The 26,757-nt window shown below is 50.6% G+C and carries 24 protein-coding genes; 17 read left to right on the forward strand and 7 right to left on the reverse strand.

The genetic code is table 11. The annotated features are described in order from the left end of the window. The first annotated feature begins 5 nt into the window (after positions 1-5). Both AAA857_RS05685 and AAA857_RS05690 read left to right on the forward strand, forming a co-directional pair. Positions 6-1,772 (forward strand): NAD+ synthase, encoded by a 1,767-nt coding sequence (locus tag AAA857_RS05685; RefSeq protein WP_338173990.1) that lies wholly within the window; start codon positions 6-8, stop codon positions 1,770-1,772. A gap of 39 nt (positions 1,773-1,811) precedes the next feature. Beyond that, positions 1,812-2,654 (forward strand): rhodanese-like domain-containing protein, encoded by an 843-nt coding sequence (locus AAA857_RS05690; protein WP_338173991.1) that lies wholly within the window; start codon positions 1,812-1,814, stop codon positions 2,652-2,654. Here AAA857_RS05690 and AAA857_RS05695 read toward each other — a convergent pair. Continuing rightward, on the reverse strand, positions 2,641-4,833 hold the full coding sequence (locus tag AAA857_RS05695) for a hypothetical protein (RefSeq protein WP_338173992.1): 2,193 nt from the start codon (positions 4,831-4,833) through the stop codon (positions 2,641-2,643). The genes AAA857_RS05690 and AAA857_RS05695 overlap by 14 nt on opposite strands. A gap of 66 nt (positions 4,834-4,899) precedes the next feature. Between AAA857_RS05695 and AAA857_RS05700 the strand changes: the two genes are divergently transcribed. The 3 genes from AAA857_RS05700 to AAA857_RS05710 are packed head-to-tail and all read left to right on the forward strand — an operon-like array spanning position 4,900 to position 7,665. Then, positions 4,900-6,282 carry an aconitase X gene (locus AAA857_RS05700; protein WP_338173993.1) on the forward strand — a complete coding sequence of 461 codons (1,383 nt, stop codon included), beginning with the start codon at positions 4,900-4,902 and terminating at the stop codon, positions 6,280-6,282. Then, entirely contained in the window at positions 6,266-6,679 is a 414-nt protein-coding gene (locus tag AAA857_RS05705; RefSeq protein WP_338173994.1) for a DUF126 domain-containing protein, read from the forward strand. The genes AAA857_RS05700 and AAA857_RS05705 overlap by 17 nt, the downstream gene beginning before the upstream one ends. After that, positions 6,676-7,665 carry an SDR family NAD(P)-dependent oxidoreductase gene (locus AAA857_RS05710; RefSeq protein ID WP_338173996.1) on the forward strand — a complete coding sequence of 330 codons (990 nt, stop codon included), beginning with the start codon at positions 6,676-6,678 and terminating at the stop codon, positions 7,663-7,665. The genes AAA857_RS05705 and AAA857_RS05710 overlap by 4 nt, the downstream gene beginning before the upstream one ends. On the opposite strand, the gene AAA857_RS05715 is transcribed toward AAA857_RS05710, so the two are convergent. From AAA857_RS05715 to bcp, 3 genes are read right to left on the reverse strand one after another with little or no spacing between them, the layout of a single operon-like run. Next, on the reverse strand, positions 7,656-8,459 hold the full coding sequence (locus AAA857_RS05715; protein WP_338173997.1) for a flavin reductase: 804 nt from the start codon (positions 8,457-8,459) through the stop codon (positions 7,656-7,658). The genes AAA857_RS05710 and AAA857_RS05715 overlap by 10 nt on opposite strands. Continuing rightward, a complete protein-coding gene (locus AAA857_RS05720) occupies positions 8,460-8,939 on the reverse strand; it encodes an acyltransferase (RefSeq protein WP_338173998.1) in 480 nt (159 codons plus the stop codon). 9 nt (positions 8,940-8,948) lie between these two features. Continuing rightward, positions 8,949-9,434 (reverse strand): thioredoxin-dependent thiol peroxidase, encoded by a 486-nt coding sequence (gene bcp / locus AAA857_RS05725; RefSeq protein ID WP_338173999.1) that lies wholly within the window; start codon positions 9,432-9,434, stop codon positions 8,949-8,951. A 185-nt stretch (positions 9,435-9,619) separates the two neighbouring features. On the opposite strand from bcp, the gene AAA857_RS05730 reads away from it, so the two are divergent. The 12 genes from AAA857_RS05730 to AAA857_RS05785 are packed head-to-tail and all read left to right on the forward strand — an operon-like array spanning position 9,620 to position 23,837. Then, the gene (locus tag AAA857_RS05730) at positions 9,620-10,054 is read left to right on the forward strand and encodes a hypothetical protein (RefSeq protein WP_338174000.1); all 435 of its coding nucleotides are present in this window, start codon (positions 9,620-9,622) and stop codon (positions 10,052-10,054) included. After that, positions 10,047-14,966: a hypothetical protein gene (locus AAA857_RS05735; RefSeq protein ID WP_338174001.1), complete on the forward strand. Its 4,920-nt coding sequence runs from the start codon at positions 10,047-10,049 to the stop codon at positions 14,964-14,966. Before AAA857_RS05730 ends, AAA857_RS05735 begins: the two co-directional genes overlap by 8 nt. Further along, a complete protein-coding gene (locus tag AAA857_RS05740; protein ID WP_338174002.1) occupies positions 14,959-15,906 on the forward strand; it encodes a hypothetical protein in 948 nt (315 codons plus the stop codon). The genes AAA857_RS05735 and AAA857_RS05740 overlap by 8 nt, the downstream gene beginning before the upstream one ends. Positions 15,907-15,960: 54 nt before the next feature. Next, positions 15,961-16,485, forward strand: coding sequence for a hypothetical protein (locus AAA857_RS05745; RefSeq protein WP_338174003.1), 525 nt, complete (start codon positions 15,961-15,963; stop codon positions 16,483-16,485). Positions 16,486-16,496: 11 nt separating this feature from the next. Continuing rightward, complete coding sequence (locus AAA857_RS05750) at positions 16,497-17,027, forward strand: hypothetical protein (protein ID WP_338174004.1); 531 nt, start codon at positions 16,497-16,499, stop codon at positions 17,025-17,027. Between the two features lie 33 nt (positions 17,028-17,060). Continuing rightward, positions 17,061-17,921: a hypothetical protein gene (locus tag AAA857_RS05755; protein WP_338174005.1), complete on the forward strand. Its 861-nt coding sequence runs from the start codon at positions 17,061-17,063 to the stop codon at positions 17,919-17,921. Further along, on the forward strand, positions 17,922-18,575 hold the full coding sequence (locus AAA857_RS05760) for a hypothetical protein (RefSeq protein WP_338174006.1): 654 nt from the start codon (positions 17,922-17,924) through the stop codon (positions 18,573-18,575). A 9-nt stretch (positions 18,576-18,584) separates the two neighbouring features. Beyond that, entirely contained in the window at positions 18,585-19,088 is a 504-nt protein-coding gene (locus AAA857_RS05765) for a hypothetical protein (protein ID WP_338174007.1), read from the forward strand. Further along, complete coding sequence (locus AAA857_RS05770) at positions 19,078-19,812, forward strand: ATPase domain-containing protein (RefSeq protein WP_338174008.1); 735 nt, start codon at positions 19,078-19,080, stop codon at positions 19,810-19,812. Before AAA857_RS05765 ends, AAA857_RS05770 begins: the two co-directional genes overlap by 11 nt. A 15-nt stretch (positions 19,813-19,827) precedes the next feature. Beyond that, on the forward strand, positions 19,828-21,543 hold the full coding sequence (locus AAA857_RS05775; protein WP_338174009.1) for a type II/IV secretion system ATPase subunit: 1,716 nt from the start codon (positions 19,828-19,830) through the stop codon (positions 21,541-21,543). A 14-nt stretch (positions 21,544-21,557) separates the two neighbouring features. Further along, positions 21,558-23,360 (forward strand): type II secretion system F family protein, encoded by a 1,803-nt coding sequence (locus tag AAA857_RS05780; RefSeq protein ID WP_338174010.1) that lies wholly within the window; start codon positions 21,558-21,560, stop codon positions 23,358-23,360. Positions 23,361-23,405: 45 nt separating this feature from the next. Continuing rightward, positions 23,406-23,837: a hypothetical protein gene (locus AAA857_RS05785; RefSeq protein ID WP_338174011.1), complete on the forward strand. Its 432-nt coding sequence runs from the start codon at positions 23,406-23,408 to the stop codon at positions 23,835-23,837. Positions 23,838-23,839: 2 nt separating this feature from the next. Here AAA857_RS05785 and nth read toward each other — a convergent pair whose 3' ends face one another. Genes nth through AAA857_RS05800 form a run of 3 tightly spaced genes read right to left on the reverse strand, consistent with a single transcriptional unit; the run spans position 23,840 to position 26,699 of the window. Continuing rightward, a complete protein-coding gene (nth, locus tag AAA857_RS05790; RefSeq protein ID WP_338174012.1) occupies positions 23,840-24,490 on the reverse strand; it encodes an endonuclease III in 651 nt (216 codons plus the stop codon). Between the two features lie 16 nt (positions 24,491-24,506). Further along, positions 24,507-24,716: a hypothetical protein gene (locus tag AAA857_RS05795; RefSeq protein ID WP_338174013.1), complete on the reverse strand. Its 210-nt coding sequence runs from the start codon at positions 24,714-24,716 to the stop codon at positions 24,507-24,509. A 48-nt stretch (positions 24,717-24,764) separates the two neighbouring features. After that, the gene (locus AAA857_RS05800) at positions 24,765-26,699 is read right to left on the reverse strand and encodes a helix-hairpin-helix domain-containing protein (RefSeq protein WP_338174014.1); all 1,935 of its coding nucleotides are present in this window, start codon (positions 26,697-26,699) and stop codon (positions 24,765-24,767) included. Between the last annotated feature and the right edge of the window lie 58 nt (positions 26,700-26,757).

A 26,757-nucleotide genomic window follows, 5' to 3' on the forward strand; every position in this document is an offset into this window, starting at 1 on the left:
AATGTATGAGCATCATCGCACTGTTGCAAATGGATGCTACCGTAGGCGATTTGAACGGTAACGCCGCTCGCCTTTCGCAACTTGCTCAACAGGCACACGACGCAGGAGCAACCCTTGGTATTTCGACCGAATTGGCCGTGTGCGGTTATCCGCCGCGTGACCTTTTGCTCGAGCAGGATTTCGTTCAACGGTCGTTGGATACGGCTCTTGATATCACAGCCCCAATGCCTCTGTTGATCGGCACACCGATTCCTCCTGCCGATGCTCGTTCATTACCGACCAACGGCGTCATTCGATGCGGGCCTGATGTTGCCTCGATCACGGCCGATAAGAGTTCACGAGTTGTTGCCCAAAAGCAACTTCTTCCGAGCTATGATGTCTTCGATGAGGCTCGGTATTTTGCTGCAGAAAACCGGTCAGGCCTCGCCCGTTCCATCGGAGGGATGACCCTCGGTGTTACGGTATGCGAAGATGCCTGGCAGTCGGCAGGGAAAACACCGTCTGCTTACGAACAAGACCCCATTGAACACATTGCGGAATGGTGCCGTCAAGGCGTTGATATCAATGCCACAGTGAACCTCTCTGCATCTCCTTTTCACAGTGAGAAATTCAGCACTCGTTTGGAGGTTGCTCGTCACGCAGCGCTTGTTCTCAACCACCCCTTCTTGTTAGCAAATCAAGTGGGCGGGAACGATGATCTTCTGTTTGATGGCCGAAGCATGGTTGCGTGGCCTGACGGTCGTGCAGTTGTTGCCCCATCATGGCAGGAAGGTGTGCTGCTCATTGATCTTGACGACCCAGAGGCTTGTACCTGGGTGAGGAGTTCTGCAGATGATGCCCTTTCCATTGGCCAAAGTGAATTCATCATGCTTCAACCGAACGATTCAGACCTCCCCGGAGAACACACGATTGAGGAAATCACCGACGCCGTAGTCACTGGGTTGGCGGATTATTGTCGCAAATCCGGAATTACTTCCATCGTTTTGGGGCTTTCTGGAGGAATTGATTCAGCAGTGGCTGCATGCGTTGCAGTTGCAGCCCTCGGCCCATCAAACGTAACCGGTTTGGCCATGCCGAGTCGACATTCCTCACAACATTCGATCGATGACGCAGAATACACGGCCACGTCGCTCGGAATGCATCATCGGGTTCATTCCATCGATGGGATGCATCAAGCAACGGAACTTGAGTTTGGAGCAGTGCTGGTCGACGGCCAAGCAGTCGCTGGGGAGAACCTTCAAGCACGCTTACGAGCCCTCCTCGTGATGGGTTACGCCAATGCTCAATCCAGCATGGCCATCACCACTGGAAATAAATCAGAAATTGCCCAGGGATACTGTACGCTCTACGGCGATATGGCCGGAGGATACGCTCCGTTAGGCGATGTCTACAAAATGGAGGTTTACGCTATGGCGGAATTGTTCAATCGTCGCGCTATCAATGCAGGAAATGCTCCACCGGTGAACCAATCAACGCTCACAAAACCTCCGTCTGCTGAACTTGCTCCGGATCAAATCGACGAGGATACCTTGCCGCCCTATGCGCTCTTGGACGAACTTCTGAAAGCGCATATTGAACTGGGGATGAACGCAGAACAGATGATTGAGCACGGCTATGAAGCGGCCACGGTCGCCGATGTATTGTCACGGTTGGAGCGAAACGAACACAAGCGTTGGCAGATGGCTCCAGCGCCACGAGTCACTTCTCGTGCCTTTGGACAAGGATGGCGCAGGCCGTTGGCCTCCCATCACGATTGGAGAAGTTCATTGTAGCGTCGGTGGAGTCAAGAAGCCAAAACATGACGGCATGGTATGGCGGGGCAAATTCACAACATTGCGGGCTACCGTTTTGTGAACCTCAATGATCGTGACGAATTGCAAACGTACTATCGCAGCGTTTGTGAAGACTTGGGATTGAAAGGGACCGTTCTTCTTGCACCTGAAGGGATTAACTTCTTTGTTGCCGGAACTGAACCTTCAGTTGATGGTTTCGTGGAACATCTTGAACGGGACAAACGCTTCACAGCCATTCAACTCAAGCGCTCGTTTACCGAATATCAACCCTTTAACCGAATGAACGTCCGGAAAAAGAACGAGATCATCTCCGTAGGCATGGACGGCATCAACCCTGCTGAATTTACGGGAGATGATATTCAACCAGAAGCCTTCAAAGCCATGCTGGACAAAGGTACTCCGGTTCATGTTCTGGATACGCGCAACGACTACGAGCTACGGGTTGGAACGTTTGAAAATTCCATTGACCTCGGCATCCGCACGTTTCGTGCCTTTCCCGAAGCGATTTCAAAGTTACCCGAATCGATGAAGGACGAAGAAATCGTTATGTTTTGCACGGGTGGTATTCGTTGTGAGAAAGCCAGCGCCATTATGCTCAATGCAGGTTTCACCAAGGTTAAGCAACTCAAAGGCGGTATCCTCGGTTACTTTGAAGCCGTTGGAGGTGCCCATTGGGACGGTGATTGTTTTGTTTTTGACCAGCGTGTAGCCGTCAATCCAGAGCTTGAAGAAACCGAGGTGGTGATCTGCTTTGCATGTCGAGAACCTCTGTCTTCCAAAGAACAAACTTCGGACGATTACACCATTGGTGAATCGTGTCCGTATTGCATCGGGCGCAACCCTGACGTTACTGCACGCTGAGCACGATCCAATCATCGGAGAGTTCACCATGGCTGAAGCGGTGCCATTCATGGCCAGTCGTTCCATCATGTGCGATGAAGAAGGCTTGTGTGGCCGTGAGGAGAAGTGAACCGTATGTCCCTCCAAGTGAGGAATTCGAGGCGCCAGGCCAAGGATTGTATTGCATGGACATGCCGCTGCCGTCCGTCGACCAAAGCGATACGCCATGCACGATGGATTCATCTTGTCCCGATGAGAGAACCAGCCATTCACCGTTCAACGGTACTGCATCAATCAGCGTTGAAGAACTCACGCCAGGAGTCATGTCCTGAATGAGCGATGTTCCATTCGCTGTCCCGTCAGTCACACAAAGTTCGGTTCCGTGTGCTCCCATGAAGCAATCAAACAACAAGCGATGTCCGGAAACAAACCCGCCAAGCGTTGCTCCTGGCGCGAAAAGGGACGTTGATAATTGGCTGGTTTCACCGCTGCTCAGGTTGGTTGCCCACAGCATTGCATCGGTTCCTGAAAGTAAGGCGTCAAAAACCAACGTGTTGTTGAGCAAGTGTATTCCAAGCCCTTCGCCAATGTGCGAATCTCCAGAAGAAGGGGCGAGGTTGGTCAGCCACTGCGAAGTCCCGTTGTCCATCAGATGAACCACCTGGCGCACGCTCCCTCGTAGAGCAACTGCGAACAAGTCTTGCTCATGACTGACCCAATTCGTAACCAGCGTATCTCCCGAAGGGCTGAGGTTCCAATTGAGGAGTTGGCCTTCCGAGTTCAGCCGATAGGGCTCATCGTCACCGTTTCCATCTTCTGCGTTGAACCACAAATGGGTCCCGTCCCCATGAAGCATACTGCTGCCGGCCGAGGAGAGCACCGCCAATCCGTCCGCAACAGTTGTTGAAACCGATGCCTCCCAAGACGGATGAAGATCGATGGAAATCAACTCAGAACCGTTGGTCCAGAGGAGGCCACCGCTCGTTGAACGAAGTACGACTCCGTCCATCCAATACACGGGCTGATTCAAAACGGCAGCGCCCAGTGCAAAGGTACCCGTTTGCGTTCCGTTTGTGACCCAAATTTGCCGTCCATTGACGCCATCATCGGCATCGAAGATGAGTGCTTCCGCAGTTGATTGGTTGAGGTAGGTGAATCCAATGTCCCTTCCGGGTAAACTTTCGCCAGTCGGGTTGATGTTTGCTAACAATCCCGTAGTTTCCGCGGTTCCATCGCTCATGTAGAGTTCACAGCCGTTCACCCCATCGGTGGCTGCGAAGATGAGTTGATGTGAATGCGGAAGAAAACCTGCGTGTTCACAGCCAGCAGTGAGGCTATCGCCTACTCCAGTAGAAATATCGGTGATGCGTTCTGAGATCAGTGGTGAAAAGCAAAACTTGAGCGACGCACGAAGTTCATCCTCATCCAAGCGTTCGTCACCGGCAACACCGTTGCCCCGACCATCGTCAACCCCAAACAAGAGAATGAACCCTTCGTGACAGAGATAGGCAGGGGCGTCGTGCCGCTCAATGAGGGCAGATGACCCGTTGACGCCAGAGCCTCCATCGCTTCCGTCCTGGCCGCTCGTTCCCGCTGCTCCATTGGCTCCATTGCAAATGGTATGAGAACTTTCAAGTTCCTCCTGTTCAAGAATGCCGTTGATGTTCTCATCAATTCCAGTGGTGATGGTAGCCCCACCTTGCAAGCATTCACTGGCTCCAGGAGCAATTTGAGCAGTATTCACGATTGAGGGGGGTGCGGATGCCCCGTCAATCCCTGGGAGTCCTGACGACCCGGAACTTCCTTGGATTCCGTTGCATAAGACGGCCGATGTAGAAACTTCATCCAAGTCCAAGGCCTCGTTTCCGTTGAGGTCAATTCCTGCTTGGAGCTCAGTTCCGCCATCATAGCATACATCTCCGTCTTCGACCTCAAGGCTCTGTACCAACATCGTTTCTGAAGTCCGTTCATCGTCGAACTGCGAGAGTAAGAATTGGTTGTATCCTGCAAGCCCTAAGGCGGACATGATCAGAACAATATGAAGTACAGTCCACATTTTGTTTTTGGAATCTTGTTCGTTTTCATGATGCCCATCGTGTTGATCTTGTTCTTGATTTCGTGCTCCATGACGTTCTTCTTGACCTTGGGATTCCATGGAATGGCTATTGCATTCATCCGATTCAAGGTTATTCCCGTTCATCATTTAGCGAAGCATATCTTTGCAATGAAGGGGTGAATTGATGAAGCATCGTGTCTTGGAGGGATTATGGACATCCCAAAGCGGTTGCTTGGTCAACTGAACGGTGACGAAGGGCCAACTCGGCAAAAAGCCGCTCGACTGGTTCTTGACCTCGCTGAAACCGCTAAAGCCGATGGATTTGTTGAAGCAGTACACGCCCACGTTTCAGGCGTTTCAGTGATCACTGGAGGGCACGGCCTTCGTCAATTTCTGGCTGACCTTTCAGCGAGCAGCGACGGCAAGGTCTCGATTCCAACTACGCTCAATTCAGCAGGCTGCGATCATGAAAAGATGGACGAAATGGACATAGCATGGCCAAATTTCCTCGAACAGCAGTTTGAAATCATTCAAGCGTACGAAGAACTTGGAATTCAAGCCACCCTTTCCTGCACGCCATACGACCGCGGAATCGATGACGGCTCGGGCATTGCTTCTTGGGCGGAATCCAATGCGGTGTGCTTTTCAAACACATGGACGTCGCTCTTGACCAACCGTGAATCCGGTCTTTCTGCCCTTGCTACTGCATTGACTGGATACGCTCCACGCTGGGGCCTGCATTTGCCCGAACACCGAATGCCGAACATGTTGGTTCATGTTGAGGCGAACCTGTCGGATTTGTCCGATTGGTCCGTGCTTGGTGATTGGATTGGAAAGCAAGTGCGACCGGAATGGGACATGCCTTTTGGTCCAATGCCTTTGATCACGGGGCTGCCTTCATTCATCAGTTTCGCCTCCAAGAAAGCCTTGACTGCTGCTGCAGCAAATTACGGCTGTGCGCTTCTTTGGGCCGATGGCCATTCTGCTGAACCTCCATTGACTCGAACAGAAGACGGATGGAATCCACCTGAGGCAGGTTGGCAGGGAAGGTTGACCTTCACTGAAGAGGACCTTGCAAAGAGGTACGATGAATTGGCTCCGACTGGACAAGTTGATCTGGTCGTGATTGGGTGTCCACAAGCCAGCCTTGAAGAAATCAGAACAACGGCTTCCGCGGTGCGATCACACATGGAAATGGGTAAACGCATCCCTGACCATCGGCTATGGGTGTTTACTTCCGGTGAAAATTATGAACTCGCACGAGCCGACGGTTCCTTGGATTTATTGGAAGATGCGGGAGCATTGATTCTCAAAGATACATGCCCTGAAGTAACACCTTACAATCGGGCCAAATACAACCACTTGCTCACCAACTCACTGAAGGCTGAGCATTACCTCACGAGTGGGCTCAACCGTTTGCCCACCAGCGTTATGCCCATTCAAGCATGTGTTTTACACGCCTTTGACCCAACACTCAGTGCTGGAGAGCGCCCAACGCTTCAGGCAAAAGCACAGCCTCAACATGCGAGCAACAAGACCCATCGGGCCGGTGAAGCGTGTCTTTTGGGTGAAGGGATTGAACTCCCAAGATGATTTCGTCGTCAAAGGACCTGCAATGGTCAGTGATGTACCCATCACCTACCTTGGTTATGTCAACCGAGATACGGGTGTCATTGAGGAAACCGGACATCCACTGGACGGCCAAGCGATCGAAGACACGATTTTGATTTATCCCAAAGGGTCAGGCTCAACCGTCGCTCCCTATGTGTTGATGGGGCTTCTCTACACGGGCAAGGGGCCCAAAGGAATTGTCAATCGAGACGTGTGTGCATTAACGCTCCCAGCCTGTTCATTGCTGAACCTTCCTTACGGTCATGGATTTGATGAGGATCCATGCTTGGCGATTAACAATGGTGATTTGGTTGAACTACGAAGAAGCGGCTCAACCGTGACCCTGACGGTCCTTGAGCGAGCAAAGGTGGACTCATGACGAAACGTATTCTGGTGACAGGGGCTGCGGGTTTCATTGGTTCTTCCTTGTGTGAACGCTTGGTCCGCGACGGGCATCGTGTTGTTGCCGTAGACAACTTATTTCGAGGCCGTCGTGAACATCTCAGCGCCCTTGAAGAGGTTCACGACTTCTATTTTATCGAAGGAGATGTCCGTGAAGAATCTGTGCTGAATGCCTGTGAGGCTATCTTTGGGGGTTTTGATCTCGTTCATCATCTTGCAGCAATCAACGGGACGCGTTGGTTTCACGAGGCTGCGAGGGACGTCATTGACGTGAACATCAATGCAACACTTTCCACGCTCGCTGCGGCTGAACGCTGGAATGCGAGGTATGTGTTCGCATCTTCACCTGAGGCCTTTGGAGAAGAGGAAGTCATGCCGCTAAGCGAGAGAACATCAACGACCTTCCCATCATCACATGAACACCAACGGCATTCCTATGGTGGGAGCAAATATCTTGGAGAAGTGGCCCTGCAACATGCTGTTGGTGCGGGCCTTGATGCCCGAATTGTCCGCCCATTCAATGCCTATGGGTCGAGACTACTCGGTGACGCCTATGGCCAAGTCATCGGAATGATGTTCCAAGCAGTGAAATTGAAACAAGCCGTTCAAATCCACGGTGACGGTTCTCAAACACGCTGTTTCACTCACATTGATGACGTTGTGAACGGCTTCATTCTTGCTGGGGAATTGGATGTTGGCCTTCTTCACGGCCAACCATTGGCGGGTTGCTCGTTTAACATTGGGAGCACTGAGGAAATCAGTATCGCAGAATTAGCTCGTTGCATCAAAGCCGCCGTTGATGATGCTGGCATAGAGGTCATCCATTCCGAAGGCTATTACGGCGATTCAAAGCGACGGGTCCCGGATTGCACTGCAGCCGAACAGTTGCTTGGTTGGCATTGCACGACAAAATTAGGGCCTGGCCTGAAGCGGGTTTGGCGGGAACTCGACGTTCAGCCGTAATGCTTGGTGACCCGTTTTGTCCATCCGGTTGGGGCGGGCGTCATGTCGTCCCTTCCATGCTGGCAGAGAACCGCTAATCCTCCTGCCGGTGCAGTTGTTGAGGAAAACCAGACAGCCGTGACGCGCATCACCGCTATTCTCGCCACGGCGCCGGGAAGCTCGTGTTCCTCCACGTATTCTGCTTCAATCGCTGCGATACCTTCCGATAACAAGAGGGGTTGTGAATCAACGGTTGCAAGAGCGTCGAAGAGCAGCCCTTCATCCTCTCCCGGTGGGAGTGGCGTTGCGGTCTCATCAACCAGTTCGACACCTCTTTGGGTGGCTGGCATCAAATTGAGTAGAATTCGCCCTGTCGAGCGCATGTTGGCCAGCGTATCACGGTGACGTCCGTCTTTGTGGACCGAAAAAGAAGCCGTGAGATAAGGGGGTGCGGTTGAAACGGCCATGACCGATGAAAGGGGCGCGAAATTGCGAATTCCATTCGAATCAAGGGTTCCCGCGACCACAACAGGTCGTGGTGAAAGCACATTGTTCAGCCATGTACTGCGTTCAACATGCGTCATCGCATCGACATCAAGACGATTTAGAGGCTGGCTGTGTTGGTTGTTTTCTTCAAACCAACGGTTGAGGGTTCCGTCTGCAATTTCCTCAATGGCGTGCTGATTGAATTCAACATAGGCTTCCCATCGAGGGATTTCTTCATCTTCTCCTCGTTCTATTTTCCTCGCAATGGATGCTCTGGCATAAGTATTGCAGCGTTCCAAAAATGCCGTGATAATTGATTTTTCATCCATTTAAATCGCCTCTTGTTTATCGTTGTACTCTTGTCGAGTCATCAGGAATGAAGCTGGGTTTCCGGCCCATACTTCGCCTGCTGGAAGATCTTTGGTAAGAACCGAACCAGCACCAAGAACACTTCCTTCACCAATATGGCAGCCGGCAATGACCGTGGCATTTCCTCCAAGGACTGCATGTTCAGCGATGCGAATTGGAGCCCACTTGGTCGAGTCGCCAGAAGGCGGGTATCGGTCATTGAGCAGGGTGGCGTTTGGCCCCACAAATACATTGTTTCCCAAAACAGATCGGTCAGCAATGTATGCAGATCCTTGGATTTTGCAATTTTCACCGAGGTTGACATGCTGGCCTACGTGGGCCAAAGCACCGATGGAAGTGTTTGCCCCAACGGTTGTCCCTGTTCCAATATGACACGGCCACCAGGCAACGGAACCGTGTCCAAGGTCGATGCGTTCTCCAGTAAGTGGGTGTTGCGACATAAAATCGCCTCAATCGTTGAGGGATAACTCACGCATGAGCATGTCCACGTGTCCTTTGGCTTTCACGTTGTACCTGCACCAAGTTAGAGCCCCATCCGAGTTAATGACAAATGTTGAACGAGCACAACCCATGTATTCTCTACCGTAGTTTTTCTTGAGGCGCCACGTGCCGAAGGCATGATGAAGAGCAAGGTCTTCATCAACGAGAAGAGGGAAGTTCAGCTCCTGCTTCTCCACGAACCGGCCATGGGATGCTGATGAATCCTTAGAAACTCCAAGAACGATATAACCCTCGGTCACGAAGCGAGCCATGTTGTCACGAAAATCACAGGCTTGAGTGGTGCAACCGGGGGTAGAATCCTTTGGATAAAAATAGAGAATGACCTGCTTACCTTGCGCCATGTATTCGCTTAATGTGTGCACCTTGCCATCTTGGTCCGTTACGCTAAAGTCAGGGGATTGTTCACCAGGGGAAAGGGATACGGTGTCGCTCATGGTAAAAGGCAGGGGCCCATCCTCCTAAACCCATTGCATCTCGTTTTGTCCCTAGGGGTGAGCGCACTGGCCCTCAGTTGTCTCTTTTTTAGATTATGCAGGTTGAATAAAAACCCACCCAGTCGTGAATGAAATCACTGTTTCGGACCGATTCTTTCAATAACCGGCGGGCTACAGTCCAAGCCATGGTCGGCTCACGTATGTCTCGTAAGGCACGCCGCCATTTTAAGAAAATTCAGCGTGCTACGACCAAGTTCATGCTTCAGGAAGTAGCCAGTGCAATTCAAACTGACCTTGACAAGCGTCATCTTTCCTACGATGAAGCGCTTATGCTCGGCAATCTTATCCAAAATCGAGCTGACCAGGTGCCCGGAGATGGTATCGTCTACGCCATATCGGACCGAGATGCCTATCGGCGAACGTTGGAACTGTATCTAAGGGACGCCCTTCTCACCCGAACAGAACAATTGTTACTTTGGGAGGAGCGGCGTCGATTGGGAATCAGTGAAGACGAGCACGAGCACCTCCTCACTCAACTTTTGTCCCAATGGAAGCGCCAAGGCAAGAACGTCACCATCGATCGCTTCGTCAAACCGAGTGGAGGTGCGGGCAATGTCTAATCGCACCTCCCCGCTTTTCTTAGTGGGGTTGCTTCTCTTTACGAGCCTTGCACCGCTCACTATGGCTGATGAAGGCGCTCGTTCGTCTCCGGATTTCATCGTCACTTCATTCACTCTCGATGATGCAGGCTCCATCATTGATGGAGGCTCTGTGGTTGCAGAAGCTGCTACGCATATCGTTCGAATACAAGTTCAAAACATAGGTCTCGCCGCCGGCCAAGCATCTCTCGCCCTTTACCATCAAGGCACATCGACCTCAGGAGAAACTGTAATCGACAGTACTGATTTGGGCGTCATCAACGCTGGTTCCAGCAGCAATGTCATCGTCTTTGCTTGGGCAGCAACCCTCGGCCCTGACCAAATACTGAAGGCTAAAGTCTCGTCATCCACGGATATTAACACTGTAAACGATGAAGAACAGTTGCTCGTTGATGTGACGACCGATCAGGCGGCATCGGTGCCGAGCATCATCGACATACCAGAACCTGCGGTTGGCCAAACAAGCGTCGTTTGGTCCAAATCCATTCATGATTTCAACATCAACGTCCGCAATGACGGGGTGAAGAATTTCTCGGCCTCGTACGATCTCGTATTCACCGACCCCTCAAATCCGGGCAACACCTTCACAGAAACATCCGCCACGGTTCCAATCGTGAGGCCCGGGTCTTTGTACGACGGCGGAGCCACCCCTTCAATCGTCTCTCTCAATTTTGATGCTACGGCCCGCACGGGGGAATGGGCGGTCGTCGGCACGATGACTGCAACCGGTATTGGTTGGAGTCAACAGGTACAATTCCTGGACTTTACGGTTGTATTTTCAAATTTCAACGCTGAAGTCACTGCGGCTCAGGACAGAAGCGTTGAGCCCGGCCAAGGAACTACGCTCACCTATCTGGTCAAGAACGTTGGACTGCTAAGCGATGACTATTCAATTGGCTTGACTTCTGCAAGTGGATGGGTGGATGCAACCGCAACTCCCGGAAGTACTGCGACGATTTCACCTGGCGTGACAACCTCCGTTCTCGTACAAGTTGATGTGCCCAATACAGCACTTCGAACGGATTCGGACCTCGTTACCCTTACCCTCACATCAACAGGTAGCAGTTTCGTGTACACCATGCAAACCACCGTATTGGCGGGGGAGTCGTACGACGTTACTGTAACCATGCCTCCAGCAACCGTTATGCTGGTGCCCGGTGATGAATCACCGATTCTCTTTGATGTAACAAACGATGGGAATTCGCCGAGTTCATTCGCGCTCACTGCTGGGCTCACCACAAACGCCATCGGGTGGGACTTGGAATTCACCCACCCCGTCACGGGTGTACTGCAGGCAGGGGAGACCGTCAGCGTGTCGCTTGGCGTGACTCCACCGACCATCAAGAATCCACTTGTTTCATCTGAGCACAATCGCGCTGGAGATTCCATGGGAGTCTACGTGCAGGCCCAATCCGTTTTGGGCGGGCTTCCTGGCATGGGTTCAACGCCAATCGAAATACGCCCGGTCATCATCGTTGACCCTGGCCTCCCATCTGAGGCCATTGACATGACCGTTGAACAGGTCCAGGCAGCACGTGCAGGAACCGGTTTAGAAGAAATCCTTGATCTTGAGGTCGAGGTCCGTCATAACCTTGTGAGCGAATTGACTGAAGAAGTAGATGCGACCCTTTCCCTTGGAACTTCAGTGTTCACATCGGATTCTTCAGGAGGCTTCGACGAAGCCTCACGATGGGCCATCGGTCTCACGCCCACTTCCTTCCCGACCATGTCTCTTGGAGATACAGAATTGTCTAAATTAACCATTCAGGGGCCAGCCGATGATTACCCCGTGTCGGGGCAACTCTCCATCCCGATCACCGCCACCCCCACATTAGGAGCCGTCCATCAAGGTTCGAACGTCATCCCTTCAGCCATCACTCAGACGCTTCTCCTCAATGTCCCTCCAGTGCTCGGCGCAGAGGGATATTCAGGCGGCCCGTTGGATGCCGTAGTTGGCGAAATGACCGAGTTTCCCCTTAGCCTTGGCAACTCGGGGAACAACATGACCTCCTATCGCTTGGTCATGGAAGATACTTTGCCGGAAAATTGGGTCGCTTCGTTTTCGTCAACAACGGCCCTCGTTTCGACCACGCTCGTTGATGTTCCAGCGAACGTTGCTGATTATCCGACTCTAGGAGACTCCCATATCAGCGACTACACTGTCGTCGTAACAACCGACCAATTTGCGCCTGCTCAAAGCATAGAGAATCTTAGAATCCGGGTCGAAGAACTTGGAACTGGGACGGTCATCACCCATTACGACCTGCCGATTCGGGTCGGCGAAAAGGTCAACGCAGACCTCAGTCCTGCGACCCAAGAGGTCAACCTTACCGCTGGAGAATCCCTCACAACGAGAATTACAGTGAACAATGTAGGCAATACTCCTGCGGATTTCTTGGTTTGGATTGATGATACAGATGCTGGTGAGATTTCCTTCACAATGGAGACTCCTGCTACCCTTTCAATTGGAGCAGGATATGCGGAAACCATCAAGATTCGCCTGACTCCATCCGATGACGCACGAGCCGATGAGGAATACAAAGCGATCGTATGGGTCTCAAACCCCGAATCCGACCTTCTCGTATCCGCTGAAATTATTGGAAACATGGGCGAAAGCCACGGAATGGCGATTTCGACGGTGGAAACCATGGGTGTTATCCCCGGGAAAGTGGAAACCGTAGACTTTGAAATTACAAATAACGGAAACCTCGATGAGGATGTTATTGTTGAAACCAAGGTGAACGGCGATTGGGTCGTTACCGATGCAAACTTTTCACTCAGCCTTGAAATTGACGAACTTTATCAGGGCACTCTTGACATTACAGTCCCTTCAGTTGGAGGAGATGATCAGTTGACTAACGGCGCTATCTACCCAGTGACCATTCGTGTCCTAAAGCCGGACACTTACGAGGAATTGGGTACCCATAGCTTCAATCTCGTCGTTGCCCCATTATTCATGGTAGAGGCGGATGAATGGCCTTCTAAAATGTTCTACCACGCGACCTGGACCCGTACTTGGAACGTTGAATTGACCAACACTGGGAACAGTGATGTTGAAGTTAGTGTCGACTATACGCTCCTCAAGGGAGGCCTAGCAGCTCCCTCCACAGATTGGGCTCTCGTCAGCCCTGCTCCTGAAACGCTGCTTTTGCCCCAAGGCCGTGCAACCAGTTTCACCTTTTCAATTCAATCAACCAATACAGAACCTGACCTCACGCTCGCAGCCAACTTGGCGGTAAAATTCACACCGACAGATACAGATGTTGAAGGAAGTGCAGAATTTTTCACCGACCTCACGATGAACCGGTTCTTTGAGGTCTCCGATACCAAGGTTAACCCCGGCGATGGGATAAGCGCGACTTACCCGATCTCCTATTCTCACATTCCAAACGGCCCAGGAGTTCCGGTGGCCTATGAAGTAGAACTTTGTAAATCTGAACGTTTGCTTGACTTCTCATCTTTGGGTCAAGATGAGACTCTACACCCTTGGTCGTTTGCAATTGTTGTAGATGAAACAGAATATCCTCTTGATTTGACCCAAGAATGTGGTTCCGATTCGCTTGGAGTTGATTCTAGAATTTCTCTACCCACGCGAAATGCATACGAGACCACTGCGCCAATCTCTCTGAAGGTCACGCCGCCAAGGGTTGACATTCTTCCAGGAGATGGTTGGGATCTGACGATGCGACTTTATCATCCTGGTGAGAACGCCGGGTATACCGTTTATGACGACGCTACCTTCACTTACGAACTTGCAGTATTCGCAGACCCCGCAATCGTCGACTATGGGCCAACTGCGGATGTACTCTATGAGGGCGAAGAGGCCAAGTACTCTGTCTCCATCAAGAACAAGGGCACGGCAATCGCCCTTGGCGTTTCAGTACAGTTGGACTGTGGCTCCGATATTGCAGTCCTCACGGCCCCTGAAAGGTTTGAAGACGGAAGTATGATTCCAATTCTTACCGCTGGTCAAACAGTGGATCTTGAATGGACCATCATGCCCGATACCATCGATTGGTGGGAAGTGCGCTCGCAGGCTGATTGCAATATATCCCTCACCTCCATTTACGCTGGAGACAACAACCTTGAATCCAACGACCAAGAATTGGTCGTACAAAACGTTCAATCCGCCTCCCCAGGTCTATCCATTGCTTTCATAGCATGTATCGTTGCAGCTCTTGTATCCTTTGCCTTTACCCGACTTGCTTCGCAATCTGAAAAGTGGCAGTTGGGCGGAGTATATGCCGGCGTCCTGAGTTTTGGATTTGCATTCCATCTTGGATTTGGCTACGAAGTCCAAGGGGTCCCCATATGGGGTCCAACAATTTTGATTCTCAATGCCTTGTGGATTTGGCGAATGACGTGGAAGAGCAGCGAAGAATTCCGCCTCATCCACGAAGATTACCAGCGAGCCCGCAAGGGGATATCAACGATCTATTCGGACCACTTTGAAGCACTGGGAGACGGTCGTCGCCAATTAACCATCATTCTTTCAATTCCAGTGCTTGGTATGTTGGCTATCGTTTTGGGCCTCCCCCCTCAACTCTCAGCGAACTCTCAGAACCTCGTTGTCATGGGGTCATACTTCCTCATTATCATGATCGGAGTTTGGTACTTCCTCAAGCGTTCAGACAAGATGTACGGTAACCTCTACGGTCGATTGACCGATGCTGAAATCAAGAGTATTCGTATCGAGCGAGACCTCGGCGACCCAGCACGTTTGCTCAACGATCTGGCAGACGATGGATTGGACCTGAGTTCGTTGCTCGGGGCAAGTGACAACGGCAACGAAGAGATGGTGGAACCTGAGGCCCCGAAGCCGATTGATGTTGGCTCCCTAGCCCTTGAGACGGAGGTGGATACCGATGTCTGAGGATGCTGAGATGGATTTCGAAGAGTCCTCACCAGAGGATCTCGCCTCACGAGAAGCGGGCATTCTAGAAGCGTCACAAACGTTAGAACGAATTGCTCGAAAGGCAGCTCGCCGAAACAATGCCTCGTTGACAGAATCTGAACTTGACCTTGGAGAAGCCAAGGTATACCTCGGCATGCACAACCTTTCGCGAGCCAAGAAAAACATCAAGCATGCTGAATCCATTCTCGAATCTCTAGAGGAGGATGTCTTGCATCTTCGCCGAAGCATTGCGATGCTTCACAGGCTTTTGGTACACAAGCGCATCAGCCTTGACGAGGCGGAACACATCCTCTTCAAACTACGAGAATCCACAGCGGCTGCCGAAGTAGGTGACATCAGGGCGGCAACGGAGGAAGTAGAATACCTCCTCGAAGACCTCATTGGAGGCAATTCCTCGACGCTTAACCCCTTCCTGTTCCGTCACTTCTGGATGGGTGTAGATACACGATGGCCAGCAGGCGGTGACGCGGGTGTCCTTCTTGTTCGGATCATCAACGACGGTCCGATTCCAATGCCTATGCTACGCCTCAAGCCACCGGTGCCAGAGGGTTGGACTGCATTCCCTCCGAACGTTGACCTACCAATTATTGCACCTGGCGGGAACATCCCGTTGCGATTTGAGATTAAACCGGATTACCGGATGACTTCCGAAGACATCCCCCTCACCCGCAAACTGTCGGTAGCAACCTCTTATGAGATGCGCTCCGGAGAGATTACCATCACCATGCGTGCACAAAATCGTTCAATGGAACCCCTCTCAGAGATTCTTCTTTCCCCATGGCTTCCAGCAGGTTTTACTGCTGAAGAACTTCCATTTATTCGTAATCTCGCTCCAGATGAAGTGGCCATCATACGCATGCCACTTCGAATTAACCTCGGTCAAGGAGGCTCTTCTTGACCCATCACATTCCACTCGCAGAGACGAGTGAACAAAACAAAAATGGTGAAAAATATGAAAAACGAAAAAACGAACGAAAACCGCGATGAACTTGCGGCTATTGGTATTGGTGCAATGATTGTCTTCATTGCTCTGATTCTTGTAGCTGCAGTTGCTGCAGCCGTCATTATTCAGACGGCTGAAAAATTGCAACAAAATGCACAAAAGACTGGCGACGATACTCAAAAGTCTATGTCCAACAAGATCAACATTATTGGAGGCGTCCGTGGCGCAACCAACACTGTTGTCTTGACCCTTGAACTTGCAGCCGGAAGCAGCACTGTTGCCGGTGTGGACGTCAAGTGGACTGCTATTTGTGCTGCTGGTGTAGATGACGGAGACATGGCAGCTGCTACCAACATCAATACAGTTGGAGTCAACCCTGCTGCATTTGCTCCTAACGAGATGTACTCGTACACAATGGCTCTTCCAACTTGCTCCACCGATGCGGACGTCACTCTCTTGATTGACTCTGCAGGTGCAGGATTTACATACGAACGATTTGATGCAACGGTCTCACAAGGCCTTGCAGTTATTTGAGGTGATGAAAGATGGAGAACAAAAATAATTCACAAAAAGAAGACACAGTTGCAGCAATCGGAATCGGTGCTATGATCGTGTTTATTGCTTTGATTTTGGTTGCCGCAGTTGCTGCAGCAGTCATCATCCAAACCGCTGAAAAACTTCAACAAAATGCTCAAAAGACCGGTGATGATACCGCAAAGCAGAGCACATCTCGTTTCATGGTAAACGCTGGTTCTGAAGATGCTGCAAACGATTACATGTTGTTTGTCAAGCTCGCACCCGGCAGTACTGCCGTTGCGGATACTGATGTTGTGGTCCAATTGTACTGTGGTACACAAAGCGACACAATCGACTCAGGAAACCACGTCTTCTATGACATGGACGATGTTAACGGGGCCGCCCAGGCAACTGTTAACCCCGGTACGGGATACGCATTCGTTGTTACTCCCAACAACTGTGGTGCGGGGACTGTAACAATGTGGATCCACATTGAAGGTAGCGGTTCAACCTACCAAGTGCTCGAAGTTTCTGGTACCGCTGGCCAGCCAATTATCTGATTTCTAAGCATTTTGCTTAGAGGAGAGATGAATATGGCATGGCCATTTAGTGGAATCTCAGGCGGAAATAAAAGTGCAGACCAATCGTTAAGCGAAGAGCGACTGAAGATATTGGCCAATGTGGCCATTGAACAAGTCCCATTTCCCGAACAGGGAATGCTGAGCGACGAAGATGCATGGACCATTTCCCCTGGACCGACCAAAGCTCGGATTAACAGTCAGCAGAGCGTACCAAACGTGGCAGCAACACTTGCTCCACAAGCCGCACCGGTGAACCTTCCCCCTGCGACGGTTGATACATCAGGTCTTGAACGACTCATCAGCAGTCGTCTCGACATGGTGGAAGACGTTCTTCGAATGGTTGAAGGTCGCTTAGAAGACGGAGCACTTCCTCAAGCCTCGGCAGATGGAACTTCATCTTCTGATGATGAATCCTCTTCCGACGACGAAAGTGACGAATTAGGTGCAGGAGATCGCATCATTACAGCCACCGGAGAAGTTGTTGAAGTTGGAGGGCAATCCCGAATGATGGAGCATGATGAAGCTCCCTTGGTTGAATTGTATGAAGCCCAAGCTCTCGCTGCTAATCCGTTCTTGAACGCACCAGCGGCAACAGTTACTGGCTCGGCAAATCAAATTGGTGCTCCGACAGTTTCTGCACTTTTGCTGGACCACATGTCCGGCATGGCTGCAGTGAGTTTTACTCAGAAGGCTATTGATTCAGGAATGTTGACAGACACTGAAGGTACAAGCGTTATGGCGATCGTCCAACTTGCTGAACCGGGTGACCCTGAAACAGCATTGGAAGACCATCTCCCACATCGTGAACTGTTGACCTTTTCGGCTCTTGTGTCTTCATGGCGCCAAATGGAACTCCTCAGAGGTGAAGAGTGAATGGGCGCATCGGTTGGAATTGGTGGATTGATCATAGGCATTTCGATGCTCGTCGTTTTTTCAATGGCGTATCAATCCATTTCATCTCAAATCGATACCGGTCTTGAACGACTGGACGATGCAGATGAGCCTATTCCGACCTTTACGATCGATGATGCTACGCTATGGGAGGGGGCAGTCGTTGCCACCACCATTGCGACACCGGGCACAGGATATACAAACGGAACCTTGAGTACCACAACAGGCAACGGTGGATTTGCAGGGACGTACACGGTAGGGTCAAGTGGAGAAATTATTGACGTGGTAATCACCAGCCACGGAAATTACTCCTCCGCACCGACCCTTGTTACGACCTGTTCAACCGCTTGTGTTGGAAATTCTGGTACTGCAAGCGTGACAGCAACATTAGGTGCTGCCGTATATGCTAACTTCACCAATTCAGGAACGCTGACCATTGACTACGATGAGATGTGGGTGTTCACTGACGGAGCCAACCCTGAACAGTTTGACACCATTTACACTTCGACGATATCGTCGACCAACTGGTATTCCGGGGAAACGTTGTTTCTCCAGTGGATTGATGCAGGTGCAATTGGAGAAGACAGGATTTCAATGACCGTTGGACCAACAACCGTTGGCCATATTCTTGCTTGAGGTGATGGCATGGCGGACGGCGGAGCATCTTCATTTATCATGCTGATAACGGCATTGCTGGTCTCTGGCGGTGCAAGTTCCCTTCTGATTAACGAATGGTCCGACGCAGTTCAAGTCACCACCAAGGCTGACCGTAAGGCGATGATATCTGGAGAAATAAGCGTGACTTTTGCAGGGGACCCAGCGATGGTCTCCTACGATGACAACCCAACGCTTCCAGCTTTTGAAAGCATGACATTTTATCTGTTAAACGATGGATTGCATGAACTTTCAACGACCAACTACCAACTGCTGATCGATGGAATTGAACCGTCAGGTGTATCCTTCGCCTTCGTGGCCTCTGCTACATCATGGGGTCCCGGTGACATGGTTGAAGTCACAGCTGATGACACAAGTTTTGGATACAGTAACGGCGACGATGTTCGAATATTTTTTACAGGTTCATCGGTTAAAGTTGGTGGATTCATACACTCTGTAACAACCGACGAAGAGGTGCGTTTACATGTCGTTTGAAGATAATCCATTCCTAATTGCTCACAAACCAGTGGAAGATGGCTTCCCCTTTGATGTTGAAACCGACTCGCTCGGAGACTCAATGGGTCTTCGAATGCCAAATCGTTCGCTCTATGTGTTGCAAGGAAAAGTCGGAGCGGGTAAATCGTTGATTTCTCAGCGCCTTGTACACGGTATGATTCAGAACGGAGTCAAGGTTCTCGTCGTTACGACCGAACTCACGACTCGTGGCTGGATTGAACAAATGGAAAGTGTAGGCTACGGTATTACCAATGCAATTCGGGAAGGCCGCTTGATGGTCATCAGTCGGTTTGGAACCATTGCCGAATCAAAAGGTGATGTGACGCTCGCGGATGTGCTGGCCAGTCCAGCAGTTCCCTCTGCTGACGTCATCCTCTTTGACTCTGGAAGTTCGCTCATGCCTGACAATCTTGATGATAATGGCCGTTTTCAATTAATGCAACAAATGCGCAAGGTCGCTTCCGAAGGACGTTCGTTCATGCTCTGCTTGGACCCGGACGAAATGGACGGCAAACTGCTTCACACATTGCGTGCATCGGCCGAGGTTGTTCTTGACTTGGAAAACGCACTTATCGGTGGAGAAATCAAACGTAATATCGTTGTCACACGGTTCCTACGGGCAGCAGGGCCCATTCAATCAAGTATTGGATGGCGTGTTGAGCCAGGAATGGGTTTTATCGTGGACATCACGGCGGTCAGTTGAGGAGGTGGATGTATTATGAGCGACGAACCTCGATTTGCTAAAGGAGACCTGAACGGTGTCATGGCGGCTTATCCTCACGTAGCCGACTGGGTTCGTGACTTTGAGCAACGCTACGGTACTCGGCCAATGTACTACGGCCCATTGGACCGTGACGCCATGAAAACTCGCCCTCTCAACTTGATTTATTTGACGAGGGAACCGATTTTTGTCCATATCTACGAACCTCCGGCAGATGACGATGGCGGTGGTACGATTCTTTGGTTCGGATTGGAGCCTCAATTGACTGAGGAAGAGGAAAACATCCGTCGTGAACTCATTGAAACACTTCTCCAAGAAGCTCCCTCAGCCCCTTCGTTTACCACCGATTCAGAATTTGAAAACATCTTGAGTCAAATGATTGACAGATACACCATCCTTGATACAGAAGCCAACAACCTCGTTCGTCGACAGGGTCGGCTTTGGGAAATGATCGGCATGGATGACAAGCGTCTGACCGTGAATGAAAAACAGCGGGAACGACTAACTTATGTCGTTATTCGTGACCTGATTCGAAACGGACCGCTTGAACCTCTGCTCTCTGATGAGATGCTGGAAGACATACACTCGGTAGGATTGAAGCACATTCACATGGATCACAAGGTCTTCGGAATGGTCACTTCCAACATTCGATTCCGTGAACGAGAACTTCTCTCCCGTTACCTCCGTGCTATGTCGGAACGTATTGGTAGGCCTGTTTCGGACAACAAACCGATTATTGACGGTGTTCTTCTTGATGGTTCACGTATCAACATCATTTTCTCCGACGACGTATCTATGCTTGGTCCGTCGTTCACCATCCGTAAATTCGCAGAAGAAACCATCTCGATTACTCAACTCATCCAGTGGGGTACGATGTCTTCTCAAGTCGCAGCCTACATCTGGATTTGCCTTGAATACGGTATGTCCGTTTTGGTGTCTGGGGAAACAGCATCCGGTAAAACAACAACCCTAAATGCGATTCTACCGTTCATTGACCACAACGTTAAGATTTATTCTGCTGAAGACACGCCTGAGGTTAAGGTTCGCCACAAGATTTGGCAGCGTCTCGTCACCCGTGATGCAAAAAATGAAGAATCTCGTGTCGAGATGTTCGACCTGCTTAAGGCTGCATTGCGAAGCCGTCCACGATACATCATCATCGGTGAGATTCGTGGTGTAGAGGGTGCTACTGCTTTCCAAGCCATGCAGACCGGCCACCCGGTCATCGCTACGTTCCACGCATCATCAATTGTCAAGATGATTCAACGTTTTACCGGCGACCCGATCAACGTTCCCATTCGTTTCTTTGACAATCTTAACTTTGCGATTTTCCAAGAAGTGGTTGAGGCCCCAGGTGGAGGTATTGCCCGTCGTATCACAGGAATTGACGAAGTCATTGGTTACAACAAACACAGTGACGGTGTGCTGACCCGTGGTATGTTCGAATGGGACCCTGTCAAAGATAAACACTATTTCCGTGGTATGTTCCAATCACATTTGCTTGAGAACAAGATCGCTGCAATGGCTGGTTTTGCGAACAAGCGAGATATCTACGATGAGATGCTTCGTAGGGCCGATGCCATTCAGCGAATGGTTGACCGTGGCTTGACTCATTATGACGACGTGTTTGACCTCCTTGGGCTCTACTATTCCAACGGCTGGGACCATTTCAGCCGAGCTATTGACACATGGGTCGGCGTCAACCAGAAATGAGGAGATGATGAGACATGGAGCGCATGCCGATCTGGCACATTGCACTGCGTCGTCTTGAGATGCCTATTGGGCGTTTCCTTAGCCTCTATGTTCTTCCGGTTTCGATTTTCACCTTCATCTTCTCGATTGTTCTTGTAGTTCTTACCGGAGGCCTCAGTGAAGGGGCGCTCTTTTCTGGAATTACTGGAATTTTACTGGTCATCCTCCTCACTGCTATGGCCTCTGTTGCTGCAATTGGCTTCCCAATCCTCGATGTCCAGCGTTCTGCCAGTCTCATTGAAGCAGAAATGCACATGTTTATCACGCGCATGGGTATCCTTTCAATTGGTGAGGTCGGAGCTCAATCAATCTTTGACATTCTCAAACAGATGAGGGATTATGGAGAACTCGCTACTGAAGTCCAACGAATTGAGACCTTGGTTGACAAATGGCACACGTCGCTTCCAGAGGCTGCTCGGATTGTTGCACAGCAGAGTCCAAGTCCGCTTTGGTCTGATTTTTTGAGTCGAATGGCGTTTTCAATTGAAGCAGGCCAGCCCATCGATCAGTTCATGCGTTCCGAGCAGGAAACGATTGCTGAACAATACAATACTCTGTACGATACACGACTGGAGTCGGTTGACACGCTCAAGGAAATTTATGTTTCCCTGGTGACTGCTGGGCTGTTTGGTCTTGTGATTGCAGGTATTCATTTGGTTCTCTTCGAGGTGGGCTCCGATACCGATACACCCATCGAAGTAGCCAGCCGTCTTCGTTTTCTTCTTCTGGCTTCCTTGGTGTTCGGATTCGTACAAATGGGGGCAGTTTTCGCCTTCAGGGCTACGATTCCAAAGGACCTCACCTTTGCCCGTGATGAAATGGATACACCCTTTAGAATTAATTTCAGACGCTCGTTATTGATTTCAGGCCTGGTCACCATCGTTCTCGTTGTGACCAGTGTTTTAACGCTCATTTGGGTCTTTGAAGAGTTAACATCCCAATGGGATAAATACGGTCTTCTGTTCATCGCAGTTCCACTTTCACCCCTTCTCATACCATCATTGATGATTCGTAGGGAAGAAAACCAAATCCAGCGTAGGGACCAAACATATCCGGATTTCATTCGGGCACTGGGTGGGACCGCACAAGCTCGTTCCTCAGAACCTTCTGCAACCATCAAGGCGCTCCGAGGTATTGACTTTGGAATGCTTGACAATTCCATTGACCGATTGGAAAAGCGCTTGTCGACCCGAATTGACTCGGACCGTGCATGGGACTATTTTACTGCAGATACCAATTCCGCCGTTATCTCTCGTTACACTCGAATTTACATTGAAGGCTCTCAGTCATCCGGCCAACCTGCAGCAACAGCAGAAATGGTATCAAGATCTGTTGGAAATCTCCTCTCACTGAGGAACAGAAGGTCATTGTCTGCAAATACCATGTGGGGAGTTGCCCTCGGTCTTTTGATTTCGAGTGTAGCCGCTCTTAACGTAACGACCGCCATTGTGCTGCAACTTGGAGAATCGATTGCTGGGGTTGCAGGTGGCCTTACCCAAACCGATGTTTCTGCCCTCTCTGATTTCGGGGCAGGTGTTGCTCTTCCCGTCATGGAAGATGCATCATCTGTAGATGACAACATCAGGATGTTCAAAATCATCATTTCCTTATTGATTTTGATGCAAGTGGTCGCCGTTTCGTCGATTGCCACACGGCTTCGAGGTGGTACTCGCTCAAGCGCAGTGGGGCAAATGATTCTCCTTACATGGGTTTCGGGTATCGCCTCCCTTTTGACCGCCATTATGTTAGAGAGTGCTTCAGGCGTCTTTGGGTCCTGATGAATCTGAGGAATGTTCATACCCTTCGTTTTGGGTGGGATGGATATGCAACCGCCCATGCCCCCGGCAATGAATCCTGCTGCTTCACCGTACCAACCTCCCGCTAACATGGCGAAAGGATCGATGTATTCTTTTCAAAAATGGTTGATGATCGGTCTCATCGTCCTTGTTTTTTCGACCGTTTTTGCTGAATTCCCATTGTCATCATCGTCCCCAAACGCTTCAGATTATGACCTTCTGACCGAGAAGGGAATTGATGACTTGGCTGAAGCGAATGATAGTTTTGAAGGTCAAGTGGCTCTTTTTGCGGCCATGAGCGCAATTCTCCAGACAACAGCCTTGTCGCTTGTTGCCTATGCATTCATTCGTGAGGCACACGAAGAAGAAGGGATGCATGTGGCCATGCGTGTGACGATGGTTCTCGCTGCAATCATCCTTGTCACGAGCATGGTTGGCCGCAACTTCTCGTTGTTCTGAACTCACTTACGAGCTTCTTCCCGAATTCGCTTTTTGGTGGCCGACCATGAGCAGATGGGACATTTCGCTAGGTCGTGGAAACGAGCGGGACAGTACTCACGCCCAAAGAAAATAATTTGGAGATGCAAATCGTTCCATTTTTCTTTTGGGAAAACTGCCTTCAAGTCCCGCTCTGTTTTGACAACATTGCTTCCATCGGAGAGCCCCCAGCGAGCAGCAAGCCGGTGTATGTGGGTGTCGATAGGAAATGCTGGTACGCCAAAGGCCTGTGCCATAACAACGCCAGCAGTTTTGTGCCCAACACCAGGAAGTGCTTCAAGGGCCTCAAAGGAATCGGGGACTTCCCCCCCATGCAGTTCGTTGAGCATTTCAGAAAGTCGGCGAATGTTCTTCGCTTTGGTAGGGGCCAAGCCGACTTGCCTGATGTCGTTAAGAATGACATCAACTGAGAGATTCGCCATCGCTCGTGGGTTGTCAGCTTTTGCAAAAAGGGCCGGTGTGACTTCGTTGACCTTGAGGTCGGTTGTTTGTGCGCTCATCAGCACGGCAACGAGCAACTCAAACGGATTGCTATGGTCTAGAGGAATAGGGATGACCGGATAGAATGCTTCCAACTGTTGTGCAATTCGTTCTGCCTTTTCTGAACGCTTCACGGGCCGACTCTCCTGCTTATTCCGTATTTCTTACGTCGTATTCTTCACCGGTCTTCCATCCAAAGTAGAGTCCCAAAAAGATTGAAGTTAACGGAATAACGTTGCAAATGAGGGATTCCAAAGGTTCAGTCGTAGGTTTCCCTGCGATGTACCAAATAACGAATCCAAGAATAAGACCTGGTATGATCATCATGCTTCCCATGATGATGGTGCGAAGGGTGCGCATAACACCCCCAAGCGGAGGTGTGTCATGAAGGTGTGCTTAGCCCTAAGGTCAATTCATCCTTGCAGCGAGTCCTTCACCAGAAAGTGAGTTGAGGACATCCTCCTCTTCCAACCACCCTTTTCGAGCGGTCATGAGGCCGTAGGTGATGTCGCTAAGTCCTCTGATTGAATGCGCATCAGGATTGATGACGACCGGAACGCCGAGGCCCTTTGCATGTTTGCACAAGCGCCAATCTAAATCCAGACGGTATGGACTTGCATTGAGTTCAACGGCCTTGAGGCGTCCTTCTTGATTGTGGTCCGCCATGTGTTCCAAAACAGCAAACAAGTCGACCTCATAGCCATCTCTCCCCTGCAAGATTCGTCCAGTTGGATGGCCAAGCACGGTCGTAGCGGGGTGGTCAATGACTTTGAGTAGTTCTTCGGTATTCTCGACTTCATCTCTTGAACGCCATTTCGTCATGGCGTGTACGCTTGCTACCACATAGTCCAGTTCACTGAGCACTTCATCCGGATGGTCCAACTTACCTCCAGCGAGTATATCGGATTCGACACCGTGAAATAAGCGGAAATCTACACCTTCTTCTGCCCATTTTTGATTGTAGGCTTTGATGGTTCGACCTTGGTCAAGGAGGTCTTGAGAACTTGCCCCGTTTGCAATTTTAAGGGAGGGGGAATGGTCAGCAATACCCAGCCATGACCAGTTCATCTTCCGGGCTGTATCCGCCATTTGCTCAAGACTCGCTTCACCGTCAGAAAGTGTGGTGTGGTTGTGGAGTGCCCCTTTGATGCTGTTCATCTCCAAAAGTTTGGGAAGGTTTCCAGAGGTTGCAGCCTCCACTTCGCCCATGTCTTCGCGCAATTCAGGCACCACATATTCCATGTCGAGATGAGCATAGATCTCTTGTTCGCTAAGGGCTTGGAGGGAATGAACTGCTGCTTCCATTCCTTTGAGGTCGCCTGCCTTATCTTCAGGTATGAGTCCAAACTCGTTCAATCGAAGGCCACGGTCAATGGCTCGTTGGCGCAAGGCAATGTTGTGCTCTTTGCTGCCTGTGAAGTAGGCCAGGGTGAACGGTTCGACGTGTGGAGGCACGAGGCGAACTTGCGCATCAATGGTTCCGCCCGCTTCAAGCTGCTCGTAATCATCTCCTCCAATGGCGTCCAGTACATTCGGGTCAATGTGGCCGACTGCGAAGGTATCGTCAAACACCGATGTGTCAAGAATGAGGCTGATTTTAGAGTCGCCTGCCCCTTTCACATCGGCAATGCCTTGGAGTGAGAGAATTCTTTCCGCCACGATTTCATGATGAGCCGCATCAACTGATACGACCAAATCCAAATCTCCGATGGTATCTTTCCGCCTACGAGCGCTTCCTGCAAGCGTAGCACGATTGACGCCGTCGATTCCTGCAATTTTTCTCTGAAACGCTTCTCCATATCGCAATCCTATGTCGAGGCGCCTTCGTTCTCTAAACCGTGCAAGGAGTTCTATTCCGTCGAGCATTCGTTGCTGAGATTTTGCACCAAAACCCTTCATCGGGGCGATTCTGTTTTCTTCAGCAGCCTCTTTGAGGCTGGCCACTGAATCCACTCCAAGTTCGTCATGCATCAATTTGATTCGCTTGGGGCCGAGGCCAGGGATACCAAGCATCTCAATCATTCCAGCAGGCGTGGATGCATGCTTGTCGACCCAATCTTCAGGCCACTCTCCTTCGAGGACGGCTTGAGATAGGGCACTTCCAAGGCCCTTGCCGATTCCCTTCATCTCAAAGAGTTGTCCCGAGGCAACAAGTTCACCAAAGTCCTGAGTAATCGTACCCAACATCCTGCTTGCATTTTGATAGGAGCGGACTCGGAATACGTTGGCCCCCTGAAGTTCAAGCAATATCCCCATTTGATGCAAGACCTTAGCCACTTGGTTTCTGGAGAAGTGAGGTGGCGTCGGCCGAGGCGTTGGGAGCGTGAAGGAGCCGACTGCCATGGAGCGAAACAAACGACGACCCTAAACAAAGGTTCGCAAACCTCGCCCCCACCTTCAA

The organism is Candidatus Poseidonia alphae, assembly GCF_943787815.1.
Classification (GTDB): Archaea; Thermoplasmatota; Poseidoniia; order Poseidoniales; family Poseidoniaceae; genus Poseidonia; species Poseidonia alphae.